The sequence below is a fragment of the Streptomyces europaeiscabiei genome, assembly GCF_001550375.1.
In the GTDB taxonomy this organism is placed as follows: Bacteria; Actinomycetota; Actinomycetes; order Streptomycetales; family Streptomycetaceae; genus Streptomyces; species Streptomyces europaeiscabiei.
The window spans coordinates 1-19,794 of the sequence record NZ_LRTR01000341.1 but is presented as its reverse complement, the minus strand read 5'-3'; the positions used below and the strand labels follow the sequence as shown (position 1 = coordinate 19,794).

The window sequence follows — 19,794 nt, the reverse complement described above, 5'->3', positions numbered from 1 at the left end:
GCGCGCTGGGGGGTGCGGCGGTCGTGGGGGCGTGCGCGGGGTTTCTCACGGTGCACGCCGGGGCGGTCGTACCGGCCGCGCTCGACCCCGTCGGCTTCGAGCGGCCGCCGCGGTGGCCTTCGTACGAGTGGGCGGCGCGGCAGGTGCGGGCGAGGGAGGTGCTGATCACGGACGGGTACTACGCGGGGCGGGCGCTCGCGGGGTACGGGGTGAACCTGGTGGCGCCGACCTGGCCCGATCCCTCGCTGGAGGAGGGGGAGAGGGTACGGCGGTTCGCGGACGTCCGGGCGTATCTGGATCCCGCGTCTTCGCGCGCGGGGCGTGCGCGGGTCGCGCGGAGGTATCGGGTGACGTGGCTGCTGCTGACTCGCCTGCACAAGGTGCCGGAGGAGGCGGTGGTCGTGGACTGGAGTCCTGAGACCGGGGAAGTGCTGGCGCGGATCGCTCCGTAGGGGGTGGCTCGGAGCGATCCGCGAGGTGGCGGCCGGTGGGGCCTTGTCGCGCCCGCGCGGCGGAGCCGCGTACTGATGCAGCGCCGCCGAAACGCGGGACTCGGCCCTTTCCGGATCGCCGGAACTACTCGACGACCAGCTCGACCGGGATGTTGTTGCGGGTGGCGTTGGAGTAGGGGCAGACCTGGTGGGCCTGCTCGACGAGCTTGCGGCCGGTGGCCTCGTCGACGGTGTCGGGAAGTTCGACGCGGAGGGTGACCTTGAGGGCGAAGCCCTCGCCCTGCTTGCCTATGCCCACCTCGGCGGTCACGGCGGCGTCGCTGACGTCGACCTTGGCGGCGCGGCCGACGAGGCCGAGGGCGCTGGCGAAACAGGCGGAGTAGCCGGCGGCGAAGAGCTGCTCGGGGTTGGTGCCCTGGCCGTTGCCGCCCAGCTCCACCGGGAGGGCCAGGTCGAGGTCGAGCTTGCCGTCGTTGCTGACGGCGCGACCATCGCGGCCGTGGGTGGCGGTGGCGACAGCGGTGTAGAGCGCGTCCATGGGAGAACCATCCCTTTCACAGGTCATGTCACGTCCGGCGGTCCGGTCCGACCGCCGTTCACGGACTCAAGTAGAGCACACAATTCAATTGCCTACAACTAAATAGTGGACAGGAGTTATCCTGGATCCATGACCAGTGCCGCCCCCATGCCCGAGGGGATCTCCGAGGAGGTCTCCGGGCAGGTCTCCGAGGAGGACTTCCTCCGTCTCGACCGGCAGATCTGCTTCTCCCTGCACGCCGCCTCGCGCGCCTTCAACAGCGTCTACCGCGTGGTCCTGAAGGACCTGGGGATCACCTATCCCCAGTACCTGGTGATGCTGGTGCTGTGGGAGCAGGGCGAGCTGCCCGTGAAGAAGCTGGGCGAGCATCTGCGACTCGACTCCGGGACCCTCTCGCCGCTGCTCAAGCGCCTGGAGGCGGCCGGTCTCGTACGGCGTGAGCGCAGCGCCCGCGACGAGCGGTCGGTGGTGGTGCGGCCGACCGGGGAGGGCACCGCCCTGCGGGAACGCGCGCTGGCCGTGCCGCGCCGGATCGTCTCCGCGACGACCTTCGACATCGACGAGATCCGCGATCTGCGTGACCGCCTGGACCGTCTGACGACCGCGCTGGACGAGGCGGCCCTGGAGGAGCCGACGGAGCCGACGGAGCCGACGGAGCCGACGGAGCCGACGGAGCCGACGGAGCCGACGGCCTAGCGTCACCCCGCCCGGCGATCGGTCCGAGCCGCTCGGCCGGTTCCAGCCACCTGGGGCGCACCGACGAAATCCCACAACCCCGAACGGAACCCCTACCTCCCGCGCACCATCTTCCCCACGGGGCCGCGAAGCCGCCCTTAAGGGAAGATTGCACACATACCTCTCACAGGTGCGGGGCAACCATGGCTCTTCAGCAGGCGCAGGTCTCCGTCGTCGTCATCGGGTACGACGACGCCGCCCACGTGGCGGACGCCGTGCGCTCGGCGCTCGCCCAGGGGCCGTCCGTCCGTGAGGTGATCGCGGTCGACGACTGTTCGACGGACGGCAGCGGGGAGCTGCTGGAGCGGCTGGCCGAGGAAGAGCCCCGCCTGCGGGTGCTGCGGCGCCGGTCCAACAGCGGCGGCTGTGGCACCCCGCGCAACGACGGGCTGGACGCCGCGACCGCGCCGTACGTGATGTTCCTGGACAGCGACGACACGCTGCCGCCCGATGCGGTGGACGTGCTGCTGGACGCCGCCCTGGAGTACGACGCGCCGGTCGCGTCGGGGCTGTGCGTGCGCAGGGAGCTGCCGTCCGGCCGGGAGACCCCCTGGCAGCCCGAGCTGTACGCCCGGCGCACGCTGGTGCAGCACCCGTCCCAGCGCGTGCGCCTGGTGCACGACACCCTCTGCGTCAACAAGCTCTACCGCACCTCCTTTCTGCGCGATCGCGCGATCCGTTTCCCCGAGGGCCGCTTCCCGTACGAGGACTTCGTGTTCGGCGCGCGCGTGCTGGCCGCCGTACCGCGCGTCGCACTCGTCCCCGAGCCGGTGTACGTCTGGAACGTGCGCCGCTCGGCGGCCCGGCTGTCCATCTCCCTCGACCGCTCCGGCATCGCCAACTGGCGGGCCCGGACAGAGGCCGACCGCCTGTCGTACGACATCCTGCTGGGCGCCGGCGAGAAGCAGCTCGCGCGGGCCACGCGTACGCGCTTCCTCGACCACTCGCTGCGGATGTACGCGCGCGAGCTGGACCTGCGCGGCACGGAGTACCGGCGTGAGTGGTGGGCCCTGACGCGCGCGCACCTGGCCTCGTTCGACGAGGGCGACTTCGCGTCGGCGCCCGCGCCGGGCCGGGTCGTCGCCCGGGTGATCCTCGCCGCCGAGGAGCCCCGCGACCTGGCCCGCCTGAAGGAGGTCGCGGCCCGCCCGGCCCGGCTGGCCCCGCCCTACGCGCGCGCGGGCGACGGCTCCCCCGTCTGGTCCGCCGACCTGCCCCAGGTGGAGCTGGACCACCTCCTCGTCCGTCCCGTGCACCTGCTGCCCGCCGCCGTCGACGCGGAACTGCGGCCACGCGCGCGGGGGACGGTGCTCCGGCTGCGGCTGCACGAGCTGTACGGGCGGATGGCGGAGGCGGGGCCGGAAAGCGTGGAGGTGGAGTTCAGCGAGCGGGAGGACGGGCGGGTGGGGTTCACCGGCTCAGCCTCCCTCGTGGCCGAGACGGACTTCGACAGCTGGACGGCCGAAGTCCCGCTGGACCTGGCCGCGCTGGGCAGCGGGACCTGGGACCTCCGGCTGCGGCTGCGCTTCGCGGACGGCGGCCACCGGGAGACCACCGCGCACGCCCTCGCGGGCGCCGGGCTGCTGCGCCGGAGCGCACTGCCGAGCACGCGCCACGGAGTGCTCCTCGCACAGCCGTACGCGACCCACGCGGGGGCGCTCGCGATACGGCTCGCGCCCGGTTGGCGAGGCTTGACCGATGTCGTACGCCGTCGCCTCAAACGCCTGCTTCACTGAAGGCCGACCTGATTGCACCTGCATCATCGCCATGACCATCATCACCATGACATCTCCATGACTACGAGGGGACGGTCGTCCATGACCTGGCTGATCACCGGTGGCGCCGGATACATCGGGGCGCACGTGGTGCGCGCGATGCTCGACGCGGGCGAGGAGACCGTCGTCTACGACGATCTGTCCACGGGGGTCGCGGAACGGGTCCCCGAGGGCGTGCCGCTGGAGATCGGCTCCACCCTCGACGGTGAGCGGCTGGCCCGGGTGATCCGGGACCGGGGCGTCACCGGCGTCGTCCACCTCGCGGCGAAGAAGCAGGTCGGCGAGTCCGTCGAACGGCCGCTGCACTACTACCGGGAGAACGTCGAGGGCCTGCGCACCCTGCTGTCGGCCGTCACGGACGCCGGGGTCGCGTCCTTCGTCTTCTCGTCCTCCGCCGCCGTGTACGGCATGCCCTCCGCCGCGCGGGACGGGGCCCTCGTCACCGAGGAGACGCCGTGCCTGCCGATGAGCCCGTACGGCGAGACCAAGCTGGTCGGAGAGTGGCTGGTACGGGCCACGGGCCGGGCGACCGGCCTGTCGACGGCCTCCCTCCGCTACTTCAACGTGGCGGGGGCAGCGACCCCCGAACTCGCCGACACCGGCGTCTTCAACCTCGTCCCCATGGTCTTCGAGAAGCTCTCCGAGGGTGCCCCGCCACGGATCTTCGGCGCCGACTACCCGACCCCCGACGGGACCTGCGTCCGGGACTACATCCACGTCGTCGACCTCGCGGAGGCCCACGTGGCGACCGCGCGGCGGCTGCGCGAGACGCCGGGCGCGGACCTCACCCTCAACATCGGGCGCGGGGACGGCGTCTCCGTGCGCGAGATGATCGACCGCATCAACGCGCTCACCGGCCACGGCCTGCCGCCCGTGGTCGTCGACCGGCGGCCCGGCGACCCCGCGCGCGTCGTCGCCTCGGCGGACCGGATCACCGCCGAGCTGGGCTGGAAGGCGCGGTACGGCGTCGAGGACATGATCTCGTCGGCGTGGGCGGGCTGGGCGCTGAACCACCCCGCGCGGTAAGGGATGTGACGGGATTGACGCATCGCGGGAACTGTTCGGTGCCGTTTGCGCGTGTGTACTAAGGGAAGCGAACAACGAGTACGAGAAGTACTCCGAGAAGTTCAACGAGCAAGCGACGTACGACGTATCCGACAGGGGCGTTACGGGGGTAGCGACGATGCCGGCATGGGACATCGATCCGATCAACGTGCAGACCACGCTGAACTCGACCGGTGAGGCGGCGGGCGGTCTGGAGAAGGCCGCCAACTCGCTGGTGTCGAACATGGCGAGCGCGGCGGAGTCGGCCGGTACGGCCGTGCCGGGCGGGCAGTTCAGCGGGCCCATGATCGGGCCGGTCGCCACGGGCACCCCGCGCGTGCCGGTCGGCCCGGTCGCGGCGGCGCTGAGCAAGTACCTCCAGGAGCGGCAGCAGAAGCTGGCGTACATGGCACAGCGGACCATCGACTCCGTGCAGGGCGCGGCCAAGGCCACCAACGCCTATGTCACGGGCGACCTGGACATGGCCGCCGTACAGCAGGCCAACGCCCTCAAGGCGACGGTGGTGCCTCCCCCGCCGGGTGTCGACGGCAACGGCGGGCAGGGGCCGAAGTGAGCGACGACATCCCCGTCATCCCGGAGGAGGTCCCCGAGTTCACCGGCAACCTGGAGCTGCTCGACCAGAACATCGCGGGTGTCCGCTCGGCCGGCACCTCCCTGAAGGACTCGGGCTCGGCGATCCACACCCGCTTCGGCGGCCTCTCCGCGTACTACAAGGCGCCCGAGGCGGAAGCGCTGTTCGCGACGACCGCGCCGGTGGCGGCCAAGGGCGAGGAGTTCGCCACGGAACTGGAGACCGTGGCCTCGGCGCTGGACACGTACGCCGCGGCCGTCGGCCCCCTCAAGCAGAAGTTCGACCAGCTCCGCCAGGACGCGATCGCCTTCCGCGCCAAGATCGAGGGCGACGACGAGTGGCGCGCCGACGGCGACCTCGTCGAGGAGAACAACAACCGCCGCTCGGACATCAACGCCGCGTTCGCCGCCTTCCAGGCCGCCGAACGCGACTGCTACAACAAGATCGTCGCGCTGGTCGGCGGCGAGGCTCTGGTCGTCAACGACGGCTCGAACAAAGAGAACATGTACGGCTACCGGGGCGAGGACCTCAACAACGCCGGTGGTCTGCCCTGGGGCGACCCGGTCGAGGAGTCCAACCCCTGGTACTACGTCCACGAGCACGTCTGGGACTTCGCGGTCGGCTTCGTCGTCGACGGCGTGTGGGGCACGATCAAGGGCCTCGGCACCCTGGTGGGCTTCAACGGCTGGGACGCGGCGGGCCAGGCCTGGGTCGGCCTCGGCAAGCTCGCCACCGGCATCGTCATCATGTCCAACCCGGTGACCGCCGCCGCGTTCTGGCTCACCCCCGACGACAAACTGCCCTCCTGGATCCGCGACTCCCGCACGGCCGTCGTGGAGACCGGCAAGGCGCTCATCGCCTACGACGAGTGGGGCAAGAACCCGGCCCGGGCGGCCGGGGCGGTGACCTTCAACGTCGTGACCACGATCTTCACGGGCGGCGCGGGCGGCGCGGTCTCCGGCGCCGGCAAGGCGGGCGCCATCGCCAAGGCCATCTCCTTCGCGGGCAAGGCCGGCAGGATCGTCGACCCGATGACGTACATCACCAAGGGCGTCGGCGCGACGGCGGTGAAGATCAGCGACGTCATGGCGAGCCTGCGCGGCATCACCGACGGCACCCACATCAAGCTCGGCGAGGGCACGTACCAGATCGCCGACGCGCCCAACATCACGGACGATCTGCCGGCCGGTCTGACCCCCGAGAACAGCGTCCGCATGGAGACCCCAAAGGGCGAGGTCGTCTACCTCGACACCCAGACCCTGGTCGTGCACAACGCCGACGGCACGGTCCGGGAGTCCCTGGACGGCATCAAGCACGAGGGCACGGCGGCGGAGCGGGGCGTCGATGTCTCGCGCCCCCAGCCGGAGCTGGTGGGAGCCGGCGCGAAGGTGGGCGACGGCGGTACGGCTGTGGGGCGGGTCGGGGACGACGGCCTGCCGGGCGGGCGTACGGACAATCTGCCGGGCGGGCGCGGTGACAACCTGCCGGGTGGCCGCGCCGATGACCTGGGCCGGGGGCCGGCCGGCAGTCATGAGACGCCGGGCAGTGGCGGTCGTGGCGAGACGCCGGGCGGCGGGCCTACGGAGACCCCTGCGGGTGGCGGGCACAGGGAGACGCCGGGCGGCAGCGGGACCGACGGACCCGGCAGCGGCGGTACCGAAAGCCCCGGTGGCGGCGACGGCCCGGGTGGTGGGCCTCCGCAGGATCCGCCGGGCGGCGGCACGGGCGCCGCCGACGACGGGGCGAACGACCCCGGTGGCTGGGAGCGGCAGGACGGCGACCCTCAGCCGTTCGAGCGCGGTGGTCAGCTGGAGGACCGGGTCCGTCAGGAGATGCGGGGGACGAAGGTCAAGCCCGGCGACCTGGAGCGGGTGCTGGACAACCTGGCCGGTCATCCCGCCGGCCGGGAGGTCGCCGAGACCATCGCGTCCGGCCGTTTCGACGGCGCCACGGGTTTCGACCAGACGGTCTCCAGCCTGGCCCATGCGGACAAGATGTCCGGTGGCATCGAGCAGTTGCGCCTGGGCAACCGGCTGTACGAGAGCGGCGTCCGCGACATCTCCTTCGAGGTCAAGGGCGGCTTCGACATCAAGCCCGGAGTCAGGACCGGCGAGGGCACGGACCTGGACGTCATGGCCCGGGACGCGGCCGGCAACGTCCACGGCTACCAGTTCAAGGACGTCGCGAACCCCAAGAGGACCGTCAAGAAGATCTTCGACAACATGCAGCAGTTGGCGCAGTCCGGTGCCGACTTCAAGACTTTCGTGGTCGACACGAAAGGCACGATGGCCGACCATGCGGCCATGAGGACGGCACAGCGGCTCACCGAGGTGTACGGGAAGACCAACGTGCAGTTCATCATCCGTGTCGAGGACGGGGTCATGCGGATCCCGCCCGACGGTACGTTCATGCCGGAGGCAGCACTGTGATCGCCAGCACCCCTGTCGCCCGCTGGACCTGGGGACGCGACACCGAGAACGGAAGTGATGTCACGGAGTGCCTCCAGGCCCTGCTCGGCGCGTATTCCGTTCTCGCGCGGCACCGGCTGGCCGTCGGCGCTCCGACGGTCCATGTGTCCGTCCACGAGGCCGGCGGCTCGGACAACCGCCTCTTCGAGGGCGACCTCCCGCTCGGCGAGGTGCCGTCCGCCGCCGACACGGTCCGGACACTGGCTGCCCGGATCGAGGGGGAGCTGCGCCCCGGCGAGATCGGTGCCGTGTACGCCGACATCGTCTGCCATGGCGTCGTGCGGGCCCCCGACGCGGACGGCGAGACCCACGAGGAGCGGCTGTTCGTGCTCGGTGCCTCGGCCTTCCTGGACTACGTCACCGCCGACCTCAGGACCTTCTCGGACGCCTGGATGCCGTACGACCTGGAGGGGCGGCCCCAGGCCGGCGTCCACGCCGCGAACTACCCACGGCTGGCCGCAGCGCTGCGCGACCTGTCCGAGGTGCTGGACGCGGAGATCGACCCGGACGACCCGACGTACTTCGGCACGCCGACCGAGACGGGCGTCGACAACTTCTTCGAACCGGACGGCTCCCCCTCCGACGTGTGGTCCCGTTTCGAGATCCCGAGGCGCACCGAGGTCTTCCGGCACGGACCCGTCTTCGACTCCGTGGGCTACAAGCGGTCCAGGGCCGGGCAGGTCCGGTACGTCCCGGTCGTCGCCGACCACGGCGGCGTCCTCGGCTACCTCTGGGCCTCGGACGCGGACGCCGCCGCCAGCTTCGAGCCCCGCGAGGCGGCCGGGGAAGAGGCCCGCAAGGCAGGCCTCGTCTGGCTCGACCGCCTGCACGAGTCGTACGAGCACGGCCTGACCCCGACCGAGGCTCTCACCGCCTGCGCCCGCACGCCCGCCGAGCCGGTCGCCGGCCACATCCCCCCGACTGCCGAGCCCCGCTCCCTCCCGCTGGACGACCTGCGCGAACTCGCCGGGCACGGCGACTGAACCGTCACGGGACGGTACTGAGTCACGGTGGTACGTCGCGATGGTGAGTGACGGTGGTACGTCGCGGTGGTGAGTGACGGTGGTACGTCGCGGTGGTGAGTGACGGTGGTGAGTGATGTCAACGCTCCTCCGCTCCCGCAGCATGTGCGCGTCATGGACATGGGAACTCGATGGCTTCGTGCCCGCCGACCTGAGATCGCGCTGTCCGTGGCGGCCCGGATGTCCGCCGTGCTGCGCGAGCACGAGCTGCTCGTACCCGACAGCCTCGAATGGGCCTGGTTCGTGTACGGCAGCGGCGGCACCGGGCTCATCACCCGTATGTTGCTCCAGGGGTCGATCGACGACGAGGACGTACCCCCACGCGTCGAGCGGAGCCGTCCCGCCCGAGTGTTGGCCACGGCTCTCCCACCCACGGAGTCCCGCGACCTCATCGCCCGCCTCGCCCGCGATCTGTGAAAGGAACCGGCATGCGCGGCCCCGTGCACTGGCAGAAGTCTTCGTTCTCCGGCACGGATTCAGGCGACGACTGCGTCGAACTCGCCCCCACCCCCGCCTCCATACGCATACTCATACGCGAAAGCGACACCCCCACCACCCACCTCACCCCCTCCTCACCACTCTCAAAGCAGGCACCCTTGACGGCCGTTGACCCGCAGCGCGCCCTCGGCGCGATCCTCGGCTCCGCCGTGGGCGACGCGCTCGGCGCGCCCTTCGAGTTCGGCCCCGAAGGGGCCTTCTCCGCACGCTTCCCGAAGGCCGGGCACGGCGGGGAGATGTGCGGTGGCGGCGGGTGGGACCCCGGTGAGGCGACCGACGACACGCAGATGGCGGTCCTCGTCGGGGAGTCGCTCCTCGACCACGGTGGGCTCGAACTGCCCGATGTCTTCCGGCGGTTCCAGCGCTGGGCCATCGCCGACCCCAAGGACATCGGCATTCAGACCGAGGACGTGCTCACCAGCGGCGACCCCTGGGACCTCGCCGCAGGCATCCATTTCCAGGTCAACCTAAGGGCCGCAGGCAACGGCGCGTTGATGCGGGCCGCCACCTCCGCCGTGTACTTCGCGGGGGACGGCCGGGAGCCGACCATGAACGCCGGGCGGCAGCTGTCCGCACTCACCCATGGCGACCCGGCGGCCTGGGAAGGCACCGCCGCCTTCCACGAACTGCTCCGGGTCGCGCTGGCCGGAGGCGACCCGCTCGCCGCGCTCCCCGAGACCCTCGCCGCCCTCCACCCCGACCACCGCACCCGGTACGCGGTCGTCCTCGCCCCCGACTGGCACCCCGACCAGGCCACCGAGTTCAACGGCGCCGTCTGGCCCTGCCTCGGCTCCGCCGTGTGGGCCGTACGGACGACCGGCGACTACGAGGACGCCGTACGCGCGGCCGTCGACCTCGGCGGCGACACCGACACGGTCGCCGCGGTGACCGGAGGGCTCGCGGGGGCGGTGTACGGCGCCGAGGCCATCCCGGAGCGGTGGCTGGAGCCGCTGCACGTACCCCTCCCCGGATTCGGGGAGCGCGTACTGCGCACGCCCGAACTCATCGACCTGGCAACGCGGCTGGCGGCTCAGGAGGCGTCCTGACAGCCTCAGCCGTCGCCCGGCTCGTAGGCGCTGATGACGTACTCGGCCTCGTCGTCGATGGCGTTCTCGTCCATGTCCAGGGTGATCCGCGAGGGATACCCACCGGCGGCGTACTCCACCTCCGCCGTGTCCGCCTGCTCGTGCCAGGCCTTCTCCAGCCGGTCCAACAGGTCGCCGATCTTGGGAATCCGGTCAAGCCCCTGCTCCACCGTCCACCGGCTGTCGTCGTCGAGGCCGACGGCCTCGGCCACCTTGCCGTCCCGGACCGTCACACGGAAGGTCCCCGCCAGGACCTGAGAGTTCGACGTGAGCGTGTAGACGTACGAGGCAGGCTCTTGCCACGTGATGTCGATCCGCGCCGTGGTGCCCTTCGGCGAGGCTCTCCCGGTCGGTTCGGGAGACGTCTCGCCGTCACAGGCGGCGGTCGCCCCCACCGTCCCCGCGATCAGCGCGGCGGCTAAGAACACGGAACGAGCACGGGAGCGTACGAGAGTCACGGCGACCCCAATCCTGAGCGGTTGGTGACTATGACGCCGCCCGCCTGCGGAACGTTCGGTTCATCCACCACTCCGCGCCCTCGGTACCACCCGGCACCGGCGCCCCTACAACGCCCGCAACGCCGCGGCCGTAGCCCGGGTCAGACTCTCCAGATACCCCTTCGGCAGCTTCGGCGCCCGCACGACCACCGACCGCCAGTACAGCGGCCCGGAGATCACGTCCAGGGCCAGGTCCTCGTCCACGCCCTGCCGGACCTCGCCCCGTGCGACCGCGGCCGCGAGGATCCCCGTGGCCACGCTCTGCTGGCCCTCCCGCAGCGCCTTCTGCATGGCCTCGGCGATCTCCGGGTTGCGGGCGGCCTCGGCCTGGAGGTCGGGGATGATCTGGCCGGCGACCGGGTGGCGCAGGGCGCGGGACGTGACCTCGTAGAGGAGACGGAGGTCGCCCTCCAACGAGCCGGTGTCCGGCATCGGCAGGCCCTGGACGGCCACCGCCGAGACGAGGTCCAGCACCAGGTGCAGTTTGGAGCGCCAGCGCCGGTACACCGCCGTCTTGCCGACGCCCGCGCGGCGTGCGATCCCCTCGATGGACATCCGGGCGTAGCCGACGGCCGCCAGTTCCCCGAAGACCGCCGCCCGGATCGCCTCGGTCACGTCCTCCCGGAGCACGGCCGCCCCGGCGGGGGCCCGGCGGCGCGGCCGTGGCGGCGGCTGCGCCTCGGAGGGGTCGGCGTTCGTCGTCATGCCCCCAGCATAGGGCGTGACGACGAAACGGTTGCGTTCCGACGTCGAATCGGCTTACTCTCGCGTTGCGACGATACGGTCCCGTCCCGACGTAAGAGCAGGGCAAGGGCGGCGTAAGAAGCAGGAGACGCCCAGCAGCCGAACCGCCCGGCAGCGACACAGTCGGACAGCCCAGCGCACGGGACGCCCCCCACTAGCGAAAGCAGCGGATGTGAGCCAGGTCCTCCACACACCGCCACCCCCCACGGCGGCCGGCCCCCAGGCCGCCGTGGCCGTCCCGGGCGCCCCCGCCGAGACCCCGGCCCGGCTCGCCGAGCGGGACGGTCTCAGCGTCAGCGGGGCCCGCCCCTCCCTCGGCGCGTACGTACGGCAGCTGTGGGCCAGGCGGCACTTCATCACCGCCTTCGCCACGGCGAAGCTGACCGCGCAGTACAGCCAGGCGAAGCTGGGCCAGGTCTGGCAGATCGCGAACCCGCTGCTCAACGCGGCGGTCTACTACCTGATCTTCGGTCTGCTCATGGGCACCAAGAAGGGCGTGCCGGACTACGTCCCGTTCCTGGTGACCGGCGTGTTCGTGTGGACCTTCACCCAGACCTCGATCATGGCGGGCACCCGGGCCATATCCGGCAGCCTCGGCCTGGTCCGGGCCCTGCACTTCCCCCGGGCCTCGCTGCCCCTGTCGTACTGCCTGCAGCAGCTCCAGCAGCTGCTGTTCTCCATGGCCGCGCTGGTCGTGATCCTGCTGGCGTTCGGGGTGCCGGTGGCCCTGTCCTGGCTGTTGGTCGTGCCCGCGCTGACGCTTCAGTTCGTGTTCAACGCCGGGGTCGCGATGGTGATGGCGCGGATCGGCGCGAAGACCCCCGACATCTCGCAGCTGATGCCGTTCGTGCTGCGTACCTGGATGTACACGTCGGGCGTGATGTTCAGCATCGACCACATGCTCGACGACCGGAACATCCCGGCCTTCGTCCATCTGCTGCTGGAGTGCAATCCGGCCGCCGTCTACATCGACCTCATGCGGTTCGCGCTGATCGACAGCTTCCACGGGAGCCAACTGCCCCCGCACGTCTGGGCGATCGCCGCGGGCTGGGCGCTCCTCGCGGGCGTCGGCGGGTTCATCTACTTCTGGAAGGCTGAGGAGACGTACGGCCGTGGCTGACATCGACACCATCACCCCCACCTCCACCGTTCCGGGCGCGCGCCGGGAGGCGGCCCCGGACGTTCCCGCCGAACTCGTCCCCACCGTCGTCGTCGACGGCGTGGACATCGTCTACCGCGTCAACGGAACCGGTGCCGGGCGCGGCACCGCCACCGCCGCGCTCAACCGCATCCTGCGGCGGAAGAAGTCCGAGAAGGCGGCCGGTGTGCGCACGGTGCACGCCGTGCGGAACGTGTCCTTCACCGCGTACCGGGGCGAGGCCGTCGGGCTCATCGGCACCAACGGCTCGGGCAAGTCGACCCTCCTCAAGGCCGTCGCCGGGCTGCTCCCCGTCGAGAACGGCCGCATCTACACCGACGGCCAGCCGTCCCTGCTCGGCGTCAACGCGGCCCTGATGAACGACCTCACGGGTGAGCGGAACGTCCATCTCGGCGGGCTCGCCATGGGGATGTCCCGGGAACAGGTGAAGGAGCGGTACGAGGAGATCGTCGACTTCTCGGGCATCAACGAGAAGGGGGACTTCATCACGCTCCCCATGCGCACGTACTCCTCCGGTATGGCGGCCCGGCTGCGGTTCTCCATCGCCGCCGCCAAGGACCACGACGTGCTGCTGATCGACGAGGCCCTGGCCACGGGCGACCGCTCCTTCCAGAAGCGGTCCGAGGCGCGGATCCGTGAGCTGCGGAAGCACGCCGGTACGGTCTTCCTCGTCAGCCACAACAACAAGTCGATCCGGGACACGTGCGACCGGGTGCTGTGGCTGGAGCGCGGGGAACTCCGTCTGGACGGGCCGACGGACGACGTGCTGAAGGAGTACGAGAAGTTCACCGGCGGGAAAAAGTAGCGCCGAGGGCGACCCGCGGCAGGACGCCTACCTCTCCAGGAAGGCGAACAGCGCCTCCCACCTGTCCACGATCTCCTCCGTCCCGTAGCGCCGGATGTTCTCCCTCGCCCTGTCGCCCATCCGGTCCCGCAGGCTCTTGTCGGTCATCAACAGGTCCAGCTTGCGGGCCAGTTCGCCGGTGTTGCCGGGGGCGACGAGGAGGCCGTCCTCGCCGTCGCGGACTATCTCGTGGACACCGGGGGCGCAGTCGAAGGCGACGCAGGGCACGCCCATCGCCATGGCCTCCATCAGGGCGAGGGGAAAGCCTTCGCCCCGGGAGGACAGTGCGAACACCGAGCCGCCGCGCAGGGCGCCCGGCACGTCGTTCGTACGGCCCATCCAGGACACCGAGTCGTCGAGGCCCAGTGCCGTGCACTGCTTCCTGAGCAGTTCCTCGTCCTCGCCGGAGCCATGGACGAGCAGGGTCCAGTCGGGGTGACGGGGGGCCACCTCGGCCCAGGTGTCGAGGAGCATGTCGACGCCCTTCTCGTCGCTCAGCCGGCCGATGCTGACGACGGCCTTCCCGGTGCGCGGCGAGGGCTGCTCCGGCATCCAGGGCACGGCGTTGGGCAGGTACGAGGCGTTGTTGAGGCCCTCGCCGATCCACAGGTCGGCGTCCTCACGGGTGAGGACGAGCATGCGGTCGACGTCCCGGTAGTGCTTCAGCACCCGAGGGAAGCGCGAGGAGCGCCGTGACGTCTCGAACGACTCGTGGCTCATGCCGATGACGGTCAGACCGGTGGTGTCGGCGAGCTTCACCCACTCCATCGCCCACACCTGGGTCACGACGACGACCCCGCCGGGGCGCGCGGCCCGGAAGAGACCGCTCAGCACGGTCGCTTTGTCCCGCATGCTCGCGTCCCGCGCCCGGCCGGGGCCCGGCGGCTGGCCGTCGTACAACCTGGTGGTGGAGTACGGGAGTTCGCCGAGATCGTGTGGGTCCTCGGGGGTGGTGACCCCGATGACGTGGACGCGGTGGCCACGCTCGGTGAGGAGGCGGGCCAGGTGATGGGACCAGCTGGTCACGCCGCCCAACTCGTCCACACTGTTGGACACCAGGAAGACGTCCCGCGGCCCCCTCGCTCGTGCCTCGTCCCGCCCGGTCACTTGTGCCTCCACTCGGAGAAGAACTGGTCGACGACGCTCTGGGCCGCCGTCCCCTTGTCGTACTCGCCGAAGGCGGCCGTGAACCTCTCCCGCGCGGCGGCGTACTTGAGCGTCTGCTCGTCCAGCGGCATCGTCCGCAGGACGGAGTGCAGCTCGTCCTCCGTGCGCACGATCGGGCCGGGCGCCCGTTCCAGCAGGTCGAAGTAGGTGCCCCGGCCCTCGTGCACGTACTCCTCGTAGTCGTAGGTGAAGAAGAGCATCGGGCGGTCCAGCAGCGCGTAGTCGAACATCACCGACGAGTAGTCCGTGATCAGCGCGTCCGCGAGGGCGAGAACGGGGGTCACGTCGTGGTGGGCCGAGACGTCGATGACCCGGCCCCGGACCGACGGCGGGAGCACGACGTGGTTGAGGTAGTGGGCGCGGACGAGGAGGACGTACTCGTCGCCGAACGTCTCGGCGAAGCGCTCCACATCGAAGGGGAGAGTGAAGCGGCGCTGTCCGTGGTGCCGGAAAGTGGGGGCGTAGAGGAGGATCCTCTTGTCCTCCGGGATGCCCAACTCCGCTGCGAGCGCAGGGCGTTCGGCCGCCCCTCTCGCCCGCACGAGCGCGTCGTTGCGCGGATAGCCGACCCGCAGCAGCACCTTCTCCCGCAGCCGGAAGGCCTTCGCCAGTGTGCGGACGTCGTGCTCGGAGCGGATCAGGAAATGGTCGAAGCGGTCGAGGGTGCGCTGCTGTTCGGCCTGCTCGGCGCGGCTCTTGAGCTTCCAGCCGGGCTCGTCGAAGCCCATGCGCTTGAGCGCGGAGCCGTGCCAGGTCTGGATGTAGGTCGTGCCGGGGCGCTTGGTCAGCTTCAGCGGGAAGCTCTGGTTGTCGATCCAGAACTCGGCGCGGGCCAGCGCCCGCAGATACGGCAGCGACCAGCGGCGGACGAGGGTGGCGTCGGCGGGGAAACCCTCCGGGCGGCCCGTGTACGACCACACCGCCTCGAAGTCGAGGCCCTGGCGGCGCATCTCCTCGTAGATCGCCCGGGGGCTGTCGCTGTACTGCCGGCCGAGGTGGCTCTCGAACACCACCAGGCGCCGGCGCATCGGCATCCGCCGGAAGACCTCGTGGTAGAGGCGGATCTTGGTGTCCCCGGAGGTGGCCTTCTTACGCAGCGTCCTCGCCCGGCGATAGCCCGACTTGGCGAGCCGGCCGGGCGTGCCCCGAAGCCCCCGGGTGACGAGGACGGTGGCCTTCTTGTCGGGGACCAGCCGGAACGCGAGGTGGCCGCGGGCGGAGATCTGCGGCTCGACCCGGTCGGCGACCAGCCGCGTGAGGCGCGGGCGGACCGGCAGCTCGCCGATGGCCAGGCCCGGTTCGGCGGCAGTGAGCCGGCTGGTGGTGCGTTCGCCGTCGACGTCCAGGTGGAGACGGACGTCCCAGACGACGTCCACGATGCCGAGCGGACGGAGGGTCTTCGAGATGTCGGCGGTGGCCTGCCAGGTGACGTACGGGCCGTCGTGCCGGACGGTCGCCACCGGCACCCGGAAGGTCCGAAAGCGCACGCCGGGACGGCGGGCGTAGAACTCCAGCTCGGCGGTGAGCCGGGCGCCGGGCGGGATGATCCCGAGGGGGTTGGTGACGCGCCCGGCGAGACGGACGACGCCGCTGCCCGTCTCCTCGTACCGCGTCAGCTCGTCGCGCAGGAACAGCTTCCCCACCGGGCGGGCGTGGTAGCCGAGTTCCGTGACGTCCAGGACGCGGCGCGCGAACTCCCCTTCCTCTCCGGGGGAGTCCAGGTGATCGGCGCACCAGTAGATCCGGCCGTCGCGTTCGGCGAGCGGCGCGGAGACCTTGTCCCGGTTGGTGAGCGTGTCCACGGCGGGCAGCAGGTTGTCCCAGTCGCCCATCCGCAGGAGATAGGCGCAGATGGCGTGGATGGGCTCGACCTCGTCGTACGCGGCCGGGTCGACCGACGCGAGATAGGCGCGGGCCAGCTCCGCGAACTCCCGGCGGTAGGCCGCGTCCCGGAAGGGCAGGTCACGCAGGTGCAGCACCAGGTCGTGCTTGAGGAACTTGACGTCCTTGTGGAACTTCAGCTCCTCCATGCCCCTGTCGGCGAGGAGCCGGTCCACCCGGCGGTGGATCTCCATGCGGTGCGCGAAGTTGGCGATCTCGGCCCGCCGGTTGCTGATCGAGGCCTCGGACTTCCCGGAATTCTGGACGACGTTCCAGTCGTAGACCCGGTTGGGGATCAGGGTGATGCGGCGGGCGGCGGCGTACGCCTGGGCGGAGAAGAAGAGGTCCTCGTAGTGGATGCCGACGGGGAACAGCAGGCCGTTGTCGACCAGGAAGTCCCTGCGGTAGCACTTGTTGGTGGACAGGGTGTCGTAGACCAGCAGGTCGGGCAGCTCGGAGATCGAGTCGAGGGTACGGGTGCGGGTGTACAGCCACGGGTACCACTTGACCTCCTTCCGTGTGCGCGTGTCCACGTGGACCCGGACGCAGAGGCCGGAGACGAGGTCGGCGCCGGTGGTCTCGGCGGCTTCCAGCATGTTCCGGCAGGCGTTGCGCTCCAGGACGTCGTCGCTGTCGAGGAAGAGGACGTACTCGCCGCGGGTCTCACGGATGCCCTGGTTGCGGGGCGCGCCGCAGCCGCCGCTGTTCACGGGGAGCCGGTACGCCCGTACGCGGCCCGGGTGCTCGGCGGCGAGGCGGGCGGCCACCTCGTACGAGCCGTCCGTGCTGTGGTCGTCGACGATCACGACCTCGACGCTCCGCAGCGTCTGCTCCAGCACCGAGCGGACGGCCTTGGCCAGCCTGGCCTCGTCGTTGTAGACGATCACGACGACGGACATCGCGGGTCGCTGGTCCACGTCCGCGCTCACCCCATTCATCCCGTTTCACTGCTTCTCCTACCCTCTATAGACCGTGGTGCGGTTGAGGGCCACTTGGGTAGATGTCCACGCGGGTGCACGGGTTGCCTCATCCGCCACCGCGGCAGCCGTCCCGCGATACGCTCCGGAGGCAGGCGTGAGCGGAGGGGGCGGTCGATGCGCGGGGTGGTGCCTGAGCCGCTGCGGGTGGAGGATCCGCGGGAGATCGCCGGGTATCCGCTGTACGCCCGGATCGGTGAGGGCGGCATGGGTACCGTCTATCTCTCCCGCAGCCGGGGCGGCCAGCCGGTCGCGCTGAAGCTGGTCCGCCCGGAGTACGCCGCCAGTCCCGCCTTCCGTGAGCGCTTCGCCCGCGAGGTGGCCGCCGGGCGCCGCGTCTCCGGCTACCACCTGGTGCCGATCGTCGACCACGACGCCGGTGCGGAGCGGCCCTGGCTCGCCACCCACTACGTCCCGGGCGTCCCGCTCGACCAGGCCCTGGAGACCCACGGCCCGCTCCCCGTCCCCACCGTCCTGCAGCTGCTGGCCTGCGTCGCGTACGCGCTGGACGCCGTGCACACCGCAGGGGTGATCCACCGGGACGTCAAGCCCGCCAACCTGCTGCTCGCGGCGGACGGGCCCTGGCTGCTCGACTTCGGCATCGCGCGGGCGGCGGGCGCGGCCACCCTCACCACCGCCGGACGCCTCATCGGCACCCCGCGCTACATGTCCCCCGAGCACGCCCTCGGCCGCCGGGTCACCTCCGCGTCCGACGTCTTCGCGCTCGGCCTGATCGCGGCGGTCGCCGCCACCGGGCACCACCCGTACGGCCGCGGCAACCCCCTGGCCATCGCGACCCGTATCGCCGCCACCGATGTCGCCCCGCCCGCCCTGGACGGCGTCGACCGCCCCCTCCTCGACGTCGTCCGCCGCTGTCTCACCGCCGACCCGGCGTCCCGCCCCTCCGCCGCCGCCGTGGCCGAACACTGCGCCGGCGCGGCCCGCCGGGACGTCCGCGACTTCACCTCCTGGCTGCCGGGCCCCTTCGCCACCTCGGTGACGATCATCGAAACGGCCTTCCGCACCCTGTCCCTGACGGAGGCCCCGACGACGCCGGCCCCACGGCTCTCGGAAGCACCGACGGCCCGTCAACTCCCGTCGACGGCCCCGATCACCGTGCGGGACGAGGAGTGGCGCAGGAGAGTGCGCCGGGAACCATAAGCCGAGGTCCGTTGTCCGTACCACTGTGGGCGGTCGTTCCGCGGGGCTGAACGGACGAACACGGCCAACAGCCGCCGGACGCCCTATAAGCTCTGGTCCCGCCAAACAAGAGCCCAACAGTGCACAGGAGTTGCGCACCGTACCGGGGGAGGCTCCCATCAACACCAGCACCGGCGACATCCTGAGCCCGCTGGGACCGCAGGACCCGCGAGAGACCGCCGGCTATCACCTGCAGGCCCGCATCGGCGAGGGCGGCATGGGCACGGTCTACCTGTCCCACACCCGCGGCGGTCAGCCCGTCGCCCTGAAGGTCATCCGCCGCGAGTACGGCCAGGACGCCGACTTCCGCCGCCGCTTCGAGCAGGAGGTCCAGGCGGCCAGGCGCGTGCAGGGCTACCACATCGTCCCGGTCGTCGACCACGACACCACCGGCGAACTCCCCTGGCTGGCCTCGGCGTTCATCGCGGGCATCCCCCTGCACGACGCCCTGGTCGCCTTCGGCCCGCTCCCCCTGGCCGCCGTGTTCCAGCTGGTCGGCTGCGCGGCCCGCGCCCTGACCTCCATCCACGCGGCCGGTGTCATCCACCGCGACCTCAAGCCCACCAACATCCTGCTGGGCTCCCAGGGGCCGTTCGTCATCGACTTCGGCATCGCCCGCGCCGCCGACGCCACCCACCTGACCCAGTCCGGCGGCCTGATCGGCACCCCGCAGTACATGTCGCCGGAGCACGCCCTCGGTGAGCAGGTCACCCCGGCGACCGACGTCTTCTCCCTCGGTCTGATCGCCGCCGTCGCGGCCACCGGACGCCACCCGTACGGCGACGGCGGCGCCATCACCATCGCCGCGCAGATCGCCAACACCGCCCAGCGGCCGCCGAGACTCGACGGGTACGACGAGCGGTTGCGCCCCCTGCTGGAGCGCTGCCTGACCGCCGGGCCGGCCGACCGCGTCGGCACCGAGGAACTGGCCGCGCTCTGCCAGGAGTCGGCGGGCCGCGGCCTCGGCGACTTCACCGGCTGGCTCCCGGCACCGCTCACCGCCGAGATCGCCCGCCGCGAGCAGTCCTCCCAGGTCCCGCCCCAGCCGACGGCACCCGTACCCCCCGCCAGCTTCGCCACCTACAGGAACTCGCCGAACGCGAGACCGAGTTGCTG

Annotated in this window: 17 protein-coding genes and 1 pseudogene; 13 read left to right on the top strand and 5 right to left on the bottom strand. The window is 71.2% G+C overall.

Annotated elements, in window-relative coordinates:
* Positions 1 to 452: pseudogene (locus AWZ10_RS16500) on the top strand (hypothetical protein); the annotation flags it as partial.
* A 124-nt stretch (positions 453 to 576) separates the two neighbouring features.
* Here the strand turns inward: AWZ10_RS16500 and AWZ10_RS16495 are convergent.
* Positions 577 to 990, bottom strand: a complete 414-nt coding sequence (locus AWZ10_RS16495) for an organic hydroperoxide resistance protein (RefSeq protein WP_037703658.1) — start codon at positions 988 to 990, stop codon at positions 577 to 579.
* 147 nt (positions 991 to 1,137) lie between these two features.
* On the opposite strand from AWZ10_RS16495, the gene AWZ10_RS16490 reads away from it, so the two are divergent.
* From AWZ10_RS16490 to AWZ10_RS16455, 8 genes are all read left to right on the top strand, one after another.
* Positions 1,138 to 1,686, top strand: a complete 549-nt coding sequence (locus tag AWZ10_RS16490) for a MarR family winged helix-turn-helix transcriptional regulator (RefSeq protein WP_208618511.1) — start codon at positions 1,138 to 1,140, stop codon at positions 1,684 to 1,686.
* Between the two features lie 182 nt (positions 1,687 to 1,868).
* The gene (locus AWZ10_RS16485; protein ID WP_060891436.1) at positions 1,869 to 3,461 is read left to right on the top strand and encodes a glycosyltransferase family 2 protein; all 1,593 of its coding nucleotides are present in this window, start codon (positions 1,869 to 1,871) and stop codon (positions 3,459 to 3,461) included.
* Positions 3,462 to 3,542: 81 nt separating this feature from the next.
* Positions 3,543 to 4,526 carry a UDP-glucose 4-epimerase GalE gene (galE, locus tag AWZ10_RS16480; RefSeq protein ID WP_046708938.1) on the top strand — a complete coding sequence of 328 codons (984 nt, stop codon included), beginning with the start codon at positions 3,543 to 3,545 and terminating at the stop codon, positions 4,524 to 4,526.
* A gap of 157 nt (positions 4,527 to 4,683) precedes the next feature.
* Positions 4,684 to 5,118: a DUF6507 family protein gene (locus AWZ10_RS16475; RefSeq protein ID WP_037703663.1), complete on the top strand. Its 435-nt coding sequence runs from the start codon at positions 4,684 to 4,686 to the stop codon at positions 5,116 to 5,118.
* Positions 5,115 to 7,565 carry a hypothetical protein gene (locus tag AWZ10_RS16470; protein ID WP_060891435.1) on the top strand — a complete coding sequence of 817 codons (2,451 nt, stop codon included), beginning with the start codon at positions 5,115 to 5,117 and terminating at the stop codon, positions 7,563 to 7,565. The genes AWZ10_RS16475 and AWZ10_RS16470 overlap by 4 nt, the downstream gene beginning before the upstream one ends.
* A complete protein-coding gene (locus tag AWZ10_RS16465; RefSeq protein WP_060891434.1) occupies positions 7,562 to 8,587 on the top strand; it encodes a hypothetical protein in 1,026 nt (341 codons plus the stop codon). The genes AWZ10_RS16470 and AWZ10_RS16465 overlap by 4 nt, the downstream gene beginning before the upstream one ends.
* 108 nt (positions 8,588 to 8,695) lie before the next feature.
* Positions 8,696 to 9,043: a hypothetical protein gene (locus AWZ10_RS16460; protein WP_244172504.1), complete on the top strand. Its 348-nt coding sequence runs from the start codon at positions 8,696 to 8,698 to the stop codon at positions 9,041 to 9,043.
* Between the two features lie 11 nt (positions 9,044 to 9,054).
* Complete coding sequence (locus AWZ10_RS16455; protein ID WP_159058286.1) at positions 9,055 to 10,170, top strand: ADP-ribosylglycohydrolase family protein; 1,116 nt, start codon at positions 9,055 to 9,057, stop codon at positions 10,168 to 10,170.
* Between the two features lie 5 nt (positions 10,171 to 10,175).
* Here AWZ10_RS16455 and AWZ10_RS16450 read toward each other — a convergent pair whose 3' ends face one another.
* Positions 10,176 to 10,637: a DUF6174 domain-containing protein gene (locus tag AWZ10_RS16450; protein WP_244172503.1), complete on the bottom strand. Its 462-nt coding sequence runs from the start codon at positions 10,635 to 10,637 to the stop codon at positions 10,176 to 10,178.
* Positions 10,638 to 10,772: 135 nt separating this feature from the next.
* Positions 10,773 to 11,411: a TetR/AcrR family transcriptional regulator gene (locus tag AWZ10_RS16445; protein ID WP_046708682.1), complete on the bottom strand. Its 639-nt coding sequence runs from the start codon at positions 11,409 to 11,411 to the stop codon at positions 10,773 to 10,775.
* A gap of 211 nt (positions 11,412 to 11,622) precedes the next feature.
* On the opposite strand from AWZ10_RS16445, the gene AWZ10_RS16440 reads away from it, so the two are divergent.
* Together AWZ10_RS16440 and AWZ10_RS16435 are read left to right on the top strand one after the other, a co-directional pair.
* The gene (locus AWZ10_RS16440; RefSeq protein ID WP_060891432.1) at positions 11,623 to 12,570 is read left to right on the top strand and encodes an ABC transporter permease; all 948 of its coding nucleotides are present in this window, start codon (positions 11,623 to 11,625) and stop codon (positions 12,568 to 12,570) included.
* Positions 12,571 to 12,580: 10 nt separating this feature from the next.
* A complete protein-coding gene (locus tag AWZ10_RS16435) occupies positions 12,581 to 13,414 on the top strand; it encodes an ABC transporter ATP-binding protein (RefSeq protein ID WP_046707758.1) in 834 nt (277 codons plus the stop codon).
* A 27-nt stretch (positions 13,415 to 13,441) separates the two neighbouring features.
* Here the strand turns inward: AWZ10_RS16435 and AWZ10_RS16430 are convergent, their stop codons facing one another.
* Both AWZ10_RS16430 and AWZ10_RS16425 read right to left on the bottom strand, forming a co-directional pair.
* Positions 13,442 to 14,560, bottom strand: coding sequence for a glycosyltransferase (locus AWZ10_RS16430; RefSeq protein ID WP_046707755.1), 1,119 nt, complete (start codon positions 14,558 to 14,560; stop codon positions 13,442 to 13,444).
* Positions 14,557 to 17,439 carry a bifunctional glycosyltransferase/CDP-glycerol:glycerophosphate glycerophosphotransferase gene (locus tag AWZ10_RS16425; protein ID WP_060891431.1) on the bottom strand — a complete coding sequence of 961 codons (2,883 nt, stop codon included), beginning with the start codon at positions 17,437 to 17,439 and terminating at the stop codon, positions 14,557 to 14,559. Before AWZ10_RS16425 ends, AWZ10_RS16430 begins: the two co-directional genes overlap by 4 nt.
* Positions 17,440 to 17,595: 156 nt before the next feature.
* On the opposite strand from AWZ10_RS16425, the gene AWZ10_RS16420 reads away from it, so the two are divergent.
* Positions 17,596 to 18,639: a serine/threonine-protein kinase gene (locus AWZ10_RS16420; RefSeq protein WP_208618510.1), complete on the top strand. Its 1,044-nt coding sequence runs from the start codon at positions 17,596 to 17,598 to the stop codon at positions 18,637 to 18,639.
* A gap of 256 nt (positions 18,640 to 18,895) precedes the next feature.
* Positions 18,896 to 19,794: serine/threonine-protein kinase (locus AWZ10_RS16415; RefSeq protein ID WP_159058287.1), on the top strand; the 899-nt coding region annotated here is incomplete at its 3' end.

Coding starts and splice junctions, on each gene's coding strand:
- AWZ10_RS16495 (WP_037703658.1), bottom strand. CDS start 990: ATGGACGCGCTCTACACCGCTGTCGCCACCGCCACCCACGGCCGCGAT.
- AWZ10_RS16490 (WP_208618511.1), top strand. CDS start 1,138: ATGCCCGAGGGGATCTCCGAGGAGGTCTCCGGGCAGGTCTCCGAGGAG.
- AWZ10_RS16485 (WP_060891436.1), top strand. CDS start 1,869: ATGGCTCTTCAGCAGGCGCAGGTCTCCGTCGTCGTCATCGGGTACGAC.
- galE (WP_046708938.1), top strand. CDS start 3,543: ATGACCTGGCTGATCACCGGTGGCGCCGGATACATCGGGGCGCACGTG.
- AWZ10_RS16475 (WP_037703663.1), top strand. CDS start 4,684: ATGCCGGCATGGGACATCGATCCGATCAACGTGCAGACCACGCTGAAC.
- AWZ10_RS16455 (WP_159058286.1), top strand. CDS start 9,055: ATGCGCGGCCCCGTGCACTGGCAGAAGTCTTCGTTCTCCGGCACGGAT.
- AWZ10_RS16445 (WP_046708682.1), bottom strand. CDS start 11,411: ATGACGACGAACGCCGACCCCTCCGAGGCGCAGCCGCCGCCACGGCCG.
- AWZ10_RS16425 (WP_060891431.1), bottom strand. CDS start 17,439: ATGAATGGGGTGAGCGCGGACGTGGACCAGCGACCCGCGATGTCCGTC.
- AWZ10_RS16420 (WP_208618510.1), top strand. CDS start 17,596: ATGCGCGGGGTGGTGCCTGAGCCGCTGCGGGTGGAGGATCCGCGGGAG.